The organism is Cupriavidus sp. 01L43, assembly GCF_056399925.1.
This window is the reverse complement of record NZ_JBFTSH010000002.1, coordinates 401,817-415,152: the sequence shown is the minus strand read 5'-3', so window position 1 is coordinate 415,152 and position 13,336 is coordinate 401,817. Positions and strand designations below refer to the sequence as shown.

The window sequence follows — 13,336 nt, the reverse complement described above, 5'->3', positions numbered from 1 at the left end:
TTCCAGCGCGGTTTCCATCATGTCCGGCAATACCCTCGGCCTGCTCTTCACAGTCACCACGTTCGGCGAATCGCACGGGCCCGCGATTGGCGCGGTGGTCGACGGCTGCCCGCCGGGCCTCGCCCTGACGGAAGCCGATATCCAGGGCGACCTGGACCGCCGCAAGCCCGGCACCTCGCGCCACGTGACGCAGCGCCAGGAGGCCGATCAGGTGGAAATCCTGTCCGGCGTGTTCGAGGGCAAGACCACGGGCACCCCGATCTGCCTGCTGATCCGCAACACCGACCAGCGCAGCAAGGACTACGGCAATATCGTCGAGACCTTCCGGCCCGGCCACGCCGACTACACCTACTGGCACAAGTACGGCATCCGCGACTATCGTGGCGGTGGCCGTTCGTCGGCGCGGCTGACTGCCCCCGTGGTGGCGGCCGCCGCCGTGGCCAAGAAATGGCTGCGCGAACAGTACGGCACCGAGATCCATGGCTACATGTCCCAGCTTGGTGAGGTGGAAGTGCCGTTCCAGGACTGGAAGCACGTGCCCGAGAACCCGTTCTTCTCGCCCAATGCGGACATCGTGCCGGAACTCGAAACCTATATGGATGCCCTGCGCCGCGACGGTGACTCGGTCGGCGCGCGTATCGAGGTGGTGGCCAGCGGCGTGCCGGTTGGTCTGGGCGAGCCGCTATTCGACAAGCTCGACGCGGACATCGCCCACGCGATGATGGGCATCAACGCGGTCAAGGGCGTCGAGATCGGCGCCGGCTTCGCCAGCGTGGCCCAGCGCGGGAGTGTTCATGGCGACGAACTGACCGGCGAGGGCTTCCGGTCGAACAATTCAGGCGGCATGCTCGGCGGCATCTCCACCGGGCAGGACATCACCGTGTCCCTGGCCATCAAGCCGACGTCGAGCATCCGCACGCCGCGCGAGTCGATCGACAAGGCCGGCCAACAGGCGACTGTGGAAACGTTTGGTCGTCATGATCCGTGCGTGGGCATCCGCGCCACGCCGATCGCCGAGGCGATGCTCGCGCTGGTGCTGATGGATCACGCGCTGCGCCACCGCGCCCAGTGCGGCGATGTGCGCGTGGAGACGCCGCGTATCGCGGCACACCTGCCGACCCCCGACAAGTCCTGACTTGGGCCGCGCCCCGGCTGACGCCGCCCCGGAGCGCGCCTTCGTGCCGGGTTCGATCGACCCGGCCACCTATTTCCGCTTTGGGCTGTTCTATCTCGGCTACTACGCCTATGTAGGCGTCATCTCGCCGTACGTCAGCCTGTTCTTCTCGGACCGTGGCTTCTCGCCGGTGCAGATCGGCGTGCTGATGGCGTGCTTCCAGTTGAGCCGCATCGTCGGCCCCTACCTCTGGGGCTGGCTGTCCGATGTCCTCCATACGCGCGTGCGCCTGCTGCGGCTGGCCGCTGTGTCAGCGCTCCTGGCCTTCCTGATGGTGCCCGGCGTGCACAGCTATGGCGGCATGATGGCGATGATGATCGGGCTCAACCTGATCACCAGCGCGATGTCGCCGCTGGGCGATGCGCTGACCATTTCCACGCTGCGCCGTCATGGCGCCTTCGACCACCGCTACGGCCGCGTGCGGATGTTCGGCTCGGTCGGGTTCATCGGCGCGGTGCTGGCTGGCGGCGCGTTGTTCGAGCACTTCGGCATGGTCGCTTTCCCGTGGCTCGCCAGCGCCACGCTGGCGCTGTTCGCCATTGTGGTCATGGGCATGCGCGACGCGCCCGACGAGGGCCCCCGTGTGCGACCGCCGCCCGCGCTGCCGCTGCTGCGGCGGCCGGATGTGGCGTGGTTCCTTGCCTCGGCCTTCCTGATGATGTTCGCGCACGCGGCGCTCTACGTCTTCTATTCGCTCTATCTGGAGCAGCTGGGCTACAGCAAGCTCGCCATCGGCGCGATGTGGACCATCGGCGTGGTCGCGGAGATCGTGTTCTTCTTCTACCAGGGCCGGCTGTTCGCGCGGCTGGCGCTGCGGACGATCCTGGCCGGCACCTTCGTGCTGGCGGCGATTCGCTTCGGCATGACCGGCTACTTCGGTCAGTATGTGTGGCTGATGGCCGTCGTGCAGGTGCTCCACGCCGCGACCTTCGCCGCGCACCACAGCGCCAGCCTCAAGCGACTCCAGCACTGGTTCGCCGGCCCGCTGCAGGGGCGGGGGCAGGCGCTCTACACCGGCATATCGTATGGCGTGGGCGGCACATTGGGCGGATTGGCGATGGGCTGGACCTGGAAGACGCTGACGCCATCGCACACCTTCGGGCTGGCCGCAGCGGCGGCGTTGGCCGGGGCCTGCTGCGCCGCGCTGAGTTTTCGCGGCGAGCGGGCGCCAGCCTGAGCCGGCCCGCGTTCGCCCGAACTTTCAGGCCAGCAACTGCGTGACCCGCTCGGCAATCGCCATCGACGAGGTCAGCCCCGGTGATTCGATCCCGAACAGGTTCACCAGTCCCGGCACACCATGCGTGGCCGGGCCGTCGATGCGGAAATCGGCCGCGACCTCGGTCGGGCCGCTGATTTTCGGGCGGATGCCGGCGTAGCCCGGTTGCAGCGCGCCATCGGCCAGCCCGGGCCAGTAGCGGCGCACCTCGTCATAGAAACTGTCGGCATCGTGCGGCGGCACGCTGTATTCGATCTCGTCAATCCAGCGCACATTGGGGCCGAAGCGCGCCTGCCCGCCCAGATCCAGCGTCAGGTGCACACCCAGCCCGGCCGCCTCCGGCACGGGATAGATCAGCCGCGAGAACGGCGCGCGTCCTGCCAGCGTGAAGTAGCAGCCCTTGGCGTAGTACTGCTGCGGGATGTGTTCGGCCGGGATGCCGTCGATGCGCCGCGCCAGGTCCGGCGCGGTCAGGCCGGCCGAATTGATCACGGTGCGTGCTAGCAGGGTGGTCGCCCCATCCTCCGCTTCTACCTCCAGCCGGATACCTTCAGCGGTCACCGCGCCCGTGCGGACCGACGACTGCACGGCCAGCATCGCGCCGGCGTTCTCGGCATCGCCCAGCAGCGCGGTCATCAGGCCATGGCTGTCGATGATGCCGGTGGAGGGCGAGAGCAGCGCGGCATGGCATTCGAGCTGAGGCTCCAGCGCGCGCGCCGCGTCGCGGCTCAGCAGTTGCATGTCGTGCACGCCGTTGGCCTCGGCCTTGGCGCGGATGCCCTCGAGCGTGGCGACCTGCGCGGCGCTCGTCGCTACGATCAGCTTGCCGCAACGCTGGTGCGGCACGTGGTGGGAGGCGCAGTAGTCGTACAGCATCGCCTTGCCGCGCACGCACAGTTCCGCCTTGAGCGAGCCTTTCGGATAGTAGATGCCGGCATGGATCACCTCGCTGTTGCGCGCGCTGGTGATGGTGCCGAACGCGTTTTCGGCCTCGAGGATGATGACTTCGCGGCCCTGCAGCGCCAGCGCGCGGGCCACGGCCAGCCCGACCACGCCAGCGCCGATCACGACGCAATCTACTTGTTCCATCTGGGGCTCTCCTTGGTGTCTTGTCTCGGAATGTCTTGGAAATCTTGGAATCAGGCCAAGCCCATGCGGGCGGCAGCGGCCGTCAGGTGCGCACGGGCCGCGGCGCGCGCGGCGGCCGGGTCGCCGGCGGCGATGGCTTCGACCAGCGCGGCATGCTCGGCATCGGCGGCACGCGGCGTGCCCTGGGTGGCGGTAAGCCGCGCGCTGTTCTCCCACGCATGCTGGCGCGCCACGAGCAACTGCTGGCTCACGAAATCGGTCAGGCCGGTGAAGCAGGGGTTGTGCGTGGCGTGGGCGATGGCGTGATGGAAGGCGATGTCAGCTGCCGCCGCACTTGGGAAGTCGGTGGCATGGGCGGCCATCGCGGCCAGCGCGCCCTGGATGGCGGCGAGGTCGGCGGCAGTGCGGCGCATGGCCGCCATCTCGGCGCAGGCGGTCTCCACCACGCGGCGCAGCTCGAACAACTGCGCCAGTGTCGGGCCCCCATCGGGCTGACTCGCCACGCGCCAGACCTGGCCGCCCGGCGTTTCGGATACATAGGCGCCCGAGCCCTTGCGCGTGACGACTACGCCATCTGCCTTCAACAGCGCGATGGCCTCGCGGACGATGGGCCGGCTCACTTCGAAGTTTTCGGCCAGCGCCGATTCGGCGGGCAGGCGCGCGCCGGCGGCGAACCGGCCGGCGGCGATGTCATCGCGCAGCGTCTGGGCGAGGCGACTGGCAAGCGAGGCGGGGCGGGACAGGGGGTCCATTGGAATGGGGGCGGGCGTGGAAGGTGTCAGGCTGTCTGACAGCTTTTATCGATCCGGCCGATTCTGGCGGGTCCGCCGCCCAGCGTCAAGCCGGGTTTGCGCGAGTTTTACACTTTCTGCCCCGGAGGAGGGGTCAAGCTTGGCGGCCGGCGGTCGATAGTGACTGATTACATCGTGGAGACTCAGGCCATGATCCAACTTTCTCCGCAAGACCTGCCCGTCGGCCAGCCATTGCCCTGGTCGCTACATGACGGCGAAGGCAACCTCGTGCTCGGCAGCGGCAGCGTTATTCCGGACGCGCGTGACCTTGCGCTCGTCTTCCGCCACGGCACGGTCTGCCGTCCCGACGACATGCCGGAAGCCGGCAACGAAGCCGATGGCACCGGCCTGGCACGGCTCGCCGCCGGCCCGCTCGGATTGCAGGTGGGCACGCTGCTGCATGTGAAGACGCCCGGCGACGCCTCGCGCGCCGCCGCCAGCCGCCTGATCGGCTTCATCGATCAGGGCCTGTTCGTGACCTGGCCGACGCTTGGCGGCCGGGATCTGGCCGTGCAGGCCGGCGAGACCGTGCTGCTGCGCGGCTTCTCGGGGCAGGCGATCCACAGTTTCACGTCAACGATCACGGCCGTGTGCCGCAGCCCGTTCCGCTACCTGGTGCTGTCCGCGCCGGCGCAGACCGAGCAGATGCCGGTGCGCAGCGCCGCGCGCGTGCCGACACGGCTGGCCGCGTATCTGGTGGAAAACGGCGTGGGGGAGGTGGGTGCGCCGTCGATGGAAGTCGCACCGGACTTGGTCGATACCGACGTGGATACCCATGTCGCCAGCGGCCTGGCGCGGCTTGGCCTGCTGTCCGATCTGAGCACGGGTGGAGCGCTGGTGCAGACCTCGCACCCGGCGCCGCCGGTGGGCCGCAAGGTGCGTTTGAGCTTCCAGCTGCGTACGGCGTCGCTCGACGCCGAAGTCATTGTCGATGGCTGGGTGCGCAGCGCGCCGTCCGCATCGGAGGATGACGAGTTTCCGGCATTTGGCGTCGCCTTCGACGCGCTGGGCGAACGCGAGCTGACCTTGCTCCAGTGCTTCATCTATGAGCAGTTGCTGACCAGCACCCGATTGCAGGTCTGACTGCCGATCGAGCATAAAAAAAGCCGGCCACTGGCCGGCTTTTTTCGCTCAGGCGCGCATTCGCTGCGCGCCCTGGCTTACATCCCCACGTAGTTCGGGCCGCCGGGGCCTTCCGGCGTGACCCACACGATGTTCTGCGTCGGGTCCTTGATGTCGCAGGTCTTGCAGTGCACGCAGTTCTGCGCGTTGATCTGCAGGCGCTCCTTGCCTTCATCGTTCTGCACGAACTCGTACACGCCAGCCGGGCAGTAGCGGCTTTCGGGGCCGGCGTACTTTTCCCAGTTGATGTCCACCGGCACGCTCGGGTCCTTGAGCGTCAGGTGGGCCGGCTGGTTCTCTTCGTGGTTCGTGTTGCTGATGAACACCGAGGAGAGGCGGTCAAACGTGAGCTTGCCGTCCGGCTTCGGATACTCGATCTTCGGGCAGTCCGCAGCCGGCTTCAGGTAGACGTGGTCCGGCTTCTCGCGGTGGATGGTCCAGGGCGGGTTGCGGATACCGAGCTTGGGCAGCAGCCATTGCTCGATGCCGGTCATCAGCGTGGCCGTGGTGCGGCCCTTCTTGAACCACTGCTTGAAGTTCTTGGCCTGCAGCAGTTCCTTGTGGAGCCAGCTGGCTTCGAACGCGGCCGGGTAGGCGGTCAGCTCGTCGTGCTGGCGGCCGGCCTGGAGTGCGTCGTAGGCAGCATCGGCGGCCATCATGCCGGTCTTGATCGCGGCGTGGCTGCCCTTGATGCGCGAGGCGTTCAGGTAGCCCGCGTCGCAACCGACCAGCGCGCCGCCCGGGAACACCGTCTTCGGCAGCGACAGCAGGCCGCCGGCCGTGATGGCGCGCGCGCCGTAGCCGATGCGCTTGCCGCCTTCGAAATATTTGCGGATCTCCGGGTGCGTCTTGAAGCGCTGGAATTCCTCGAACGGCGACAGCCACGGGTTGGTGTAGTCGAGACCGACCACGAAGCCCACGGCCACCTTGTTGTCCTCCATGTGATAGAGGAAGGAGCCGCCGTAGGTGGCGGGGTCGAGCGGCCAGCCGGCCGTGTGGATCACCAGGCCCGGCTGGTGCTTGGCCGGATCGATTTCCCAGAGTTCCTTCAGGCCGATACCGTAGCTCTGCGGATCCTTGCCCGCATCGAGCTGGTACTTGGCGATCAGCTGCTTGCCGAGGTGGCCGCGCGCGCCTTCGGCGAAGATCGTGTACTTGGCGTGCAGCTCCATGCCGAGCTGGAAGTTCTCGGTCGGCTCGCCTTCCTTGTTGATGCCGAGGTTGCCGGTGGCCACGCCCTTGACCGAGCCGTCATCGTTATAGAGGACTTCGGCGGCCGGGAAGCCCGGGAAGATCTCCACGCCCAGCGACTCGGCCTGCTGGCCGAGCCAGCGCACGAAGTTCGACAGGCTGACGATGTAGTTGCCTTCGTTATGGAAGCACTCGGGCAGCAGCGGAGCGCCCTTGGAGCCGGTGTCGTTGAGGAACAGGAACTTGTCCTCGGTGACGGGCTGGTTCAGCGGTGCGCCCAGTTCCTTCCAGTTCGGGAACAGCTCGTTGAGCGCGCGCGGGTCCATGATGGCGCCCGAGAGAATGTGCGCGCCCGGCTCGGAGCCTTTCTCCAGCACGCATACGTTGACGTCGCCGCCTTTTTCCGCCGCCAGCTGCTTCAGGCGGATGGCTGTGGCCAGACCGCCAGGACCGCCGCCGACGATGACGACGTCGTACTCCATGGCTTCGCGTGGGCCGAATTGCTCCAGGAGCTGTTGCTGATCCATTGTCTCTAACCCTCTGTTTCTTCTGGGCGGCAATACTGCCGCGAGCTTGCAGCCCGTGGTCCGGCGATGCGGCGGGGGAGCTGCGGTTGTGGAGATCTGTGAGGGCCCCGGTGAGGATCTAGGCGTTTTTCCTCTTTCCCTTTAGGGGCCAAGTTCTTAGAATCTCCGGCATTGTCCGGGACTCGACACCCTCAGGCAAGATATTTTTTGGAACGACCGTTCTTTTTTTTGGTATGCTGCCTTTCGCCCAGCAGATGGGGGCTGGCGGCACGCATCGGGCCCCGGCCGGATGCCTCCACACCGAGGTAATTATGGGTTTGTCGATCAATCTGGAAGGCAAGGTCGCGCTGGTGACCGGTGCCTCGAGCGGGCTGGGCACGCGCTTCGCCAATGTTCTGGCCTCCGCTGGCGCCAAGGTGGTACTGGCCTCGCGCCGTACCGAGCGACTCAAGGAGTTGCGTGCCTCGATCGAGGCCGATGGTGGCAGTGCCCACGTGGTGCGGCTCGACGTGACCGACCCGGACAGCATCCGCGCCGCTGTGGCGCATGCCGAGACCGAGGCGGGCGCCATCGATATCCTCGTCAACAATTCGGGCGTCTCCACCACGCAGAAGCTCACCGACGTGACGGCCGAGGACTTCGATTTCGTCTTCGATACCAACACGCGCGGCGCGTTCTTCGTGGCCCAGGAAGTGGCCAAGCGCATGATCGCGCGGGCCAAGGGCGCCGAGAAACAGGGCAATCCGCTGCCGCAGGCGCGCATCGTCAACATCGCGTCGGTGGCTGGGCTGAAGGTGCTGTCGCAGATCGGCGTGTACTGCATGAGCAAGGCCGCCGTGGTCCATATGACCAAGGCGATGGCGCTGGAATGGGCGCGCCATGGCATCAACACCAATGYGATCTGCCCCGGCTACATCGACACCGCCATCAACCATCATCACTGGGAAAGCGATGCGGGCCAGAAGCTGATCCAGATGCTGCCGCGCAAGCGGCTGGGCCAGCCTGAGGACCTTGACGGCCTGCTGTTGCTGCTGGCGTCCGATGCCTCGCGCTTCATCAACGGCGCGGTGGTCACGGCGGACGACGGCATGGTCTGAGCAGGATCTGAAGCAAGCCGTCAACGACAGGAATTGCCGAATACCGCACAATCCTGATGCCGACTCCGCAACGCGCCACAAGCGCGGCGGGGCGGGCGCGTGGCCGAGCAGGGCTTATCCGGTCCCCTGCGCGTCTAAAGTTGTGCCGCGAGAGGCCAGAGTTGGCATAATCGCCGCTGGTTTCGAATGAAGTCCTTACATAAATAATCAGAAATATGCCGTAGTGGCCGCAATGGCCCGAGCGGCCCGGACCGGAGGCCGGGGGAGATGGTGCAAGACAATGAGGCACGGCGCGACGCCGTGCCGCAACACGTCGTGGATTCGGTGATCATTCCCGAAGCCGCCGACGAAGCCCGCGACACTGAATTCCGCATTTCGCCGCGCATCGAGGACTGGATTGGCGTGATCGTCATGGTGCTGCTGGTGGCCATCACGTTCGCCAACGTGGTGGTCCGCTACTTCACCGACGAATCCTTCGCCTGGACCGAGGAGTTCTCGGTCTTCCTGATGATCGTGCTGGCGCTGGTGGCCGGCAGCGCCGCCGTGGCGCGCGACCGCAATATCCGCATCGAGTTCTTCTTCGAACGGGGCAGCGCTGCGCGGCAGAAGCGGCTGGCCATCGTCTCCGCGCTGGGCGTGGCGGTGATGTTCCTGGCGCTGGCGGTGCTCGGCGTGCGGATTACCTGGGACGAATACGCGTTCGGCGAGACCTCGCCCGGCATTGGCGTGCCGAGCTGGTGGTACTCGATCTGGCTCCCGCTGTTTTCCGTGGCGATCGTGCTGCGCGCGCTGGCGCTGGCCTGGCGCAATGTCCGTGCGCTGCGGGCGCTGAGCGAGCAGGGCGGGGAGGGCGTGCAATGACGCTCGTCGCCATTATCCTGTTCGTGGTCTTTATCGGCCTAATGCTGCTGGGCGTGCCGATCGGCGTGTCGTTGGGGCTGGGCGGGTTGGTTGCCATCGGCCTGTCCAACCTCGATACGCAGATGTTCGGCCTGCTGGCCGTGCCGCAGAACTTCTACGCCGGCCTGGCCAAATATCCGCTGCTGGCGATTCCGATGTTCGTGCTGGTGGGGTCGATCTTCGACCGCTCCGGCGTGGCGGCGCGGCTGGTCACCTTCGCGATTGCGGTCGTGGGACGTGGCCCGGGCATGCTGCCGCTGGTGGCGATTCTCGTGGCGATGTTCCTCGGCGGCATCTCGGGCTCCGGCCCGGCCAACGCGGCGGCCGTGGGTGGCGTGATGATCGCGGCGATGTCGCGCGCGGGCTATCCGCCGGCGTACAGCGCGTCCGTGGTGGGCGCGGCAGCGGCTACCGACATCCTGATCCCGCCATCCGTCGCCTTCATTATCTATAGCGTGCTGGTGCCGGGCGCCTCGGTGCCGGCGCTGTTCGCGGCGGGCCTGATCCCCGGCGTGCTGGCTGGCGTGGCGCTGATCGTGCCGGCCGTGTGGCTGGCGCGCAAGCACAATATGGGGCAGATCGAGGCCGCGCTGCCGCGTCCGCCGTTCTGGAAGAGCCTGCGCGAGGCGGCGTGGGGCCTGGTAGCGCCGTTCCTGATCCTCGGCGGCATGCGTGCCGGCTGGTTCACCCCGACCGAGGCCGCCGTGGTGGCCGTGGTCTACGGGCTGTTCGTCGGCATGGTGATCTACCGCAGCATCGGCCTGCGCGACCTGTTCGTGATCTTCCAGGAAGCGGCCGAGACCTCGGCGGTGATCCTGCTCGTGGTGGCGCTGGCCGGCATCTTCGCCTACGCGCTGTCCACGCTCGGCGTGATCGACCCGCTGGCCCATGCCATCGCCAATTCCGGTTTGGGCGAATACGGCGTGCTGGCGCTGATCGTGCTGCTGCTGATGACGGTGGGCATGTTCCTGGATGGCATCTCGATTTTCCTGATCTTCGTGCCGCTGCTGCTGCCGATCTCGAATGCCTTCCACTGGAACCCGGTGTGGTTCGGGGTGGTGCTGACGCTCAAGGTGGCGCTGGGCCAGTTCACCCCGCCGCTGGCCGTGAACCTGATGGTGTCGTGCCGGATCGCCCGCGTGCGCATGGAGGAAACCGTGCCCTGGGTGATCTGGATGCTGCTGGCCATGTTCATCGCCATGCTGATGGTGCTGGCCTATCCGCCGCTGGCCACGTGGCTGCCCGACTACCTGGGCTATTGATCGAAATCAAACTAGAAACTGACGAGGAGATTCCCGCATGAAACGCCGTGCCCTGATGTTGTCCGTAGCCGCCACGATTGCCGCCGCCGCCCTGGCGCCGGCCGGTGCAATGGCCCAGAGCTACAAGTCCGAGTACAAGATGTCGCTGGTGCTGGGCCCCGCGTTCCCGTGGGGCAAGGGCGGCGAGATCTGGGCTGACCTGGTGCGCCAGCGCACCAGCGGCCGCATCAATATCAAGCTGTATCCGGGCACGTCGCTGGTGGCCGGCGACCAGACGCGCGAGTTCTCCGCCATCCGCCAGGGCGTGATCGACATGGCCGTGGGCTCCACGATCAATTGGTCGTCGCAGGTGAAGGAGCTGAACCTGTTCTCGCTGCCGTTCCTGATGCCCGACTACAAGGCGCTGGACGCGCTGACGCAGGGCGAAGTCGGCAAGTCGATGTTCGCCACGCTGGAAAAGGCCGGCGTGGTGCCGCTGGCCTGGGGCGAGAACGGCTTCCGCGAGGTGTCCAACTCGAAGCGCGAAATCCGCAAGCCGGAAGACCTCAAGGGCCTGAAGCTGCGCGTGGTGGGCTCGCCGCTGTACATCGAGACCTTCAACGCGCTGGGCGCCAACCCCACGCAGATGAGCTGGGCCGATGCGCAGCCGGCGATGGCCTCGGGCGCAGTGGACGGCCAGGAGAACCCGCAAAGCGTGTTCGCCGCTGCCAAGCTGTACACGGTGGGCCAGAAGTACGTGACCACCTGGGGCTACGTGGCCGATCCGCTGATCTTCGTGGTCAACAAGCAGATCTGGGAATCGTGGACCCCGGCTGACCGCGAAATCGTGAAGCAGGCCGCCATCGACGCCGGCAAGCAGGAAATCGCGCTGGCCCGCAAGGGCCTGGTGGAATCCGGCGCGCCGGCGTGGAAGGAGATGGAGCAGCACGGCGTGAAGGTGACGCAGCTGAGCCCGGCCGAGCACGACGCGTTCCGCAAGGCCACGGTCAAGGTCTACGACAAGTGGAAGAAGCAGATTGGCTCGGACCTCGTCGCCAAGGCGGAAACGGCGATTTCCAAGCGATAAACGATAGCGTCCGGGATTTGCGATGAAACACGTCTTCACCTACGTCATGCCCATCCGCTGGGGCGACATGGACGCCATGGGCCATGTCAACAACACGGTCTACTTCCAGTACCTGGAGCAGGCGCGGATCGAATGGTTCCGGTCGATTGGCCGGAACGGCAAGGATGAGAACGGCCAGGGGCCGGTCATCATCAACGCGCACATGACGTTTTTGAAGCAGTTGCGATTCCCGGGCGACATCGAGCTGCGCGTCTATGCGGGCCAGGTTGGCCGCACGAGCTTCGAGACGCGTATCGAGATCCGCCGCACGGATCTGCCCGACGTGATCTGGGCCGAGGGCGGCGCCAAGGTGGTGTGGAGCGACTACGCGGCGGAGAAGTCCGTGCCGGTGCCCGAGGCCATCCGGGCGCTGATCGCCTGATCCGGCGGGGGTGCAACGCCCCTCAGTGGTTCACCAGCCGCTGTACCAGGTCCACCACTGTGTGGGCGCCGTATTTCTTCATCAGCCGGGCACGGTAGATGTCCACCGTGCGCGGGCTGATCGACAGCAGCTTGCCGATTTCCTTGCTGGTCTTGCCGTCCACCAGCTGCGCGGCGATGTCCCGCTCGCGCGCGGTCAGATCGGCCGTGACCGGCCGCTTCTGCGACAAATCCTCGAAGGTCCAGATCCCCGCCCCCAGCGGCTCGTGCCGATCCAGCGCGCGGCCGGTGACATGGCACCAGAACAGTTCCCCGTCGGCCCGCTTCATGATCCGTTCGTCCGAATACATGCCCTTGGTGTTCATGATCGGCACGATGCGGGCGCCGGTGCGCTCGAACTCGTCGGCGGTGGGGTAGAGCACCTGGAAGGACTCGCCCACCAGCGCGTCGCGCGTGGTGTGGAAGATCCGGCAGACCTCGTCGTTACAGTCCTCGATCACGCGCGCACGGGACAGCACCAGCCCCACCGGGGCGAGCTGGAAAGCGGTCTGGTAGTCGATGGGGGGCATTGTCCCTTATGTACTTTTACGTAATGGCGCTGCCGGCACCCGTTGACGTATGCTTGCGGTCGGCAGCGGACGCCAGCCAGTCACCCGGCTGACAGCCGATTGTACCGTTACAATTTCCCGGCGTGGCGCATGGCGCCCGTGGGACCAAAATGCCGAGGGACCGCCCCCATCCGGGGAGAATCCCCGCCGGACTACCGAGGAAGGAGCAAACATGAACAAGGTCTACGCCAGTGCCGCGGAGGCGCTCGCGGGCGTCGTGCGCGACGGCCAGACGATCGCCGTGGGCGGTTTCGGCCTGTGCGGCATCCCCGAGGCGCTGATCGGCGCCCTGCGCGACAGCGGCGCCAAGCAACTCACTTGCATCTCGAACAACGCCGGCGTGGACGGCTTCGGCCTGGGCCTGCTGCTGGCCACGCGCCAGATCAGCAAGATGATCTCGTCGTACGTGGGCGAGAACAAGGAGTTCGAGCGCCAGTACCTGGCCGGCGAACTCGAGCTGGAATTCACGCCGCAGGGCACCCTGGCCGAGAAGCTGCGCGCCGGCGGCGCCGGCATCCCCGCCTTCTTCACCAAGACCGGCGTGGGCACCATCGTGGCCGACGGCAAGGAACTCCGCGAATTCGACGGCCAGCAGTACGTCATGGAGCGTTCGCTGACCGCCGACGTGGCGCTGGTCAAGGCCTACAAGGCCGACAAGGCCGGCAACCTGGTCTTCCGCCGCACCGCGCGCAACTTCAACCCGATGTGCGCGATGGCCGGCAAGATCACCGTGGCCGAGGTCGAGGAAATCGTCGAAGTGGGCGAGATCGATCCGGACGACGTGCACCTCGCGGGCATCTTCGTGCAACGCCTGGTGCTGAACGCCACCCCCGAAAAACGCATCGAACAGCGCACCGTGCGTGCCAAGTAAGG

13 protein-coding genes are annotated in these 13,336 nt (G+C 66.5%); 9 read left to right on the top strand and 4 right to left on the bottom strand.

Annotated features, from left to right (window positions below; genetic code table 11):
* The first annotated feature begins 19 nt into the window (after positions 1 to 19).
* Both aroC and AC1DP9_RS04990 read left to right on the top strand, forming a co-directional pair.
* Positions 20 to 1,135, top strand: a complete 1,116-nt coding sequence (gene aroC / locus AC1DP9_RS04995) for a chorismate synthase (RefSeq protein ID WP_092292764.1) — start codon at positions 20 to 22, stop codon at positions 1,133 to 1,135.
* A 1-nt stretch (position 1,136) separates the two neighbouring features.
* Positions 1,137 to 2,351, top strand: a complete 1,215-nt coding sequence (locus AC1DP9_RS04990; protein WP_255370745.1) for an MFS transporter — start codon at positions 1,137 to 1,139, stop codon at positions 2,349 to 2,351.
* A gap of 24 nt (positions 2,352 to 2,375) precedes the next feature.
* Here AC1DP9_RS04990 and AC1DP9_RS04985 read toward each other — a convergent pair whose 3' ends face one another.
* On the bottom strand, positions 2,376 to 3,479 hold the full coding sequence (locus AC1DP9_RS04985; RefSeq protein ID WP_092292768.1) for an NAD(P)/FAD-dependent oxidoreductase: 1,104 nt from the start codon (positions 3,477 to 3,479) through the stop codon (positions 2,376 to 2,378).
* A gap of 50 nt (positions 3,480 to 3,529) precedes the next feature.
* Positions 3,530 to 4,231 (bottom strand): FadR/GntR family transcriptional regulator, encoded by a 702-nt coding sequence (locus tag AC1DP9_RS04980; protein ID WP_477106761.1) that lies wholly within the window; start codon positions 4,229 to 4,231, stop codon positions 3,530 to 3,532.
* Between the two features lie 189 nt (positions 4,232 to 4,420).
* Between AC1DP9_RS04980 and AC1DP9_RS04975 the strand changes: the two genes are divergently transcribed.
* The gene (locus AC1DP9_RS04975; RefSeq protein ID WP_092292772.1) at positions 4,421 to 5,353 is read left to right on the top strand and encodes a flagellar brake protein; all 933 of its coding nucleotides are present in this window, start codon (positions 4,421 to 4,423) and stop codon (positions 5,351 to 5,353) included.
* 77 nt (positions 5,354 to 5,430) lie between these two features.
* Here the strand turns inward: AC1DP9_RS04975 and AC1DP9_RS04970 are convergent, their stop codons facing one another.
* Positions 5,431 to 7,110, bottom strand: a complete 1,680-nt coding sequence (locus AC1DP9_RS04970; protein WP_092292774.1) for an electron transfer flavoprotein-ubiquinone oxidoreductase — start codon at positions 7,108 to 7,110, stop codon at positions 5,431 to 5,433.
* A 311-nt stretch (positions 7,111 to 7,421) separates the two neighbouring features.
* Between AC1DP9_RS04970 and AC1DP9_RS04965 the strand changes: the two genes are divergently transcribed.
* From AC1DP9_RS04965 to AC1DP9_RS04945, 5 genes are all read left to right on the top strand, one after another.
* Positions 7,422 to 8,207: an SDR family oxidoreductase gene (locus AC1DP9_RS04965; protein ID WP_477106760.1), complete on the top strand. Its 786-nt coding sequence runs from the start codon at positions 7,422 to 7,424 to the stop codon at positions 8,205 to 8,207.
* Between the two features lie 267 nt (positions 8,208 to 8,474).
* Entirely contained in the window at positions 8,475 to 9,068 is a 594-nt protein-coding gene (locus tag AC1DP9_RS04960; RefSeq protein ID WP_092292776.1) for a TRAP transporter small permease, read from the top strand.
* Positions 9,065 to 10,369, top strand: a complete 1,305-nt coding sequence (locus tag AC1DP9_RS04955) for a TRAP transporter large permease (protein ID WP_441592145.1) — start codon at positions 9,065 to 9,067, stop codon at positions 10,367 to 10,369. Before AC1DP9_RS04960 ends, AC1DP9_RS04955 begins: the two co-directional genes overlap by 4 nt.
* Before the next feature lie 37 nt (positions 10,370 to 10,406).
* Entirely contained in the window at positions 10,407 to 11,435 is a 1,029-nt protein-coding gene (locus AC1DP9_RS04950) for a DctP family TRAP transporter solute-binding subunit (protein WP_477106759.1), read from the top strand.
* A 22-nt stretch (positions 11,436 to 11,457) separates the two neighbouring features.
* A complete protein-coding gene (locus tag AC1DP9_RS04945; RefSeq protein ID WP_441592147.1) occupies positions 11,458 to 11,856 on the top strand; it encodes an acyl-CoA thioesterase in 399 nt (132 codons plus the stop codon).
* A 22-nt stretch (positions 11,857 to 11,878) separates the two neighbouring features.
* Here AC1DP9_RS04945 and AC1DP9_RS04940 read toward each other — a convergent pair whose 3' ends face one another.
* Positions 11,879 to 12,424 carry a PAS domain-containing protein gene (locus AC1DP9_RS04940; RefSeq protein ID WP_477106758.1) on the bottom strand — a complete coding sequence of 182 codons (546 nt, stop codon included), beginning with the start codon at positions 12,422 to 12,424 and terminating at the stop codon, positions 11,879 to 11,881.
* A gap of 211 nt (positions 12,425 to 12,635) precedes the next feature.
* Between AC1DP9_RS04940 and AC1DP9_RS04935 the strand changes: the two genes are divergently transcribed.
* Positions 12,636 to 13,334: a CoA transferase subunit A gene (locus tag AC1DP9_RS04935; protein WP_477106757.1), complete on the top strand. Its 699-nt coding sequence runs from the start codon at positions 12,636 to 12,638 to the stop codon at positions 13,332 to 13,334.
* Positions 13,335 to 13,336 lie beyond the last annotated feature (2 nt).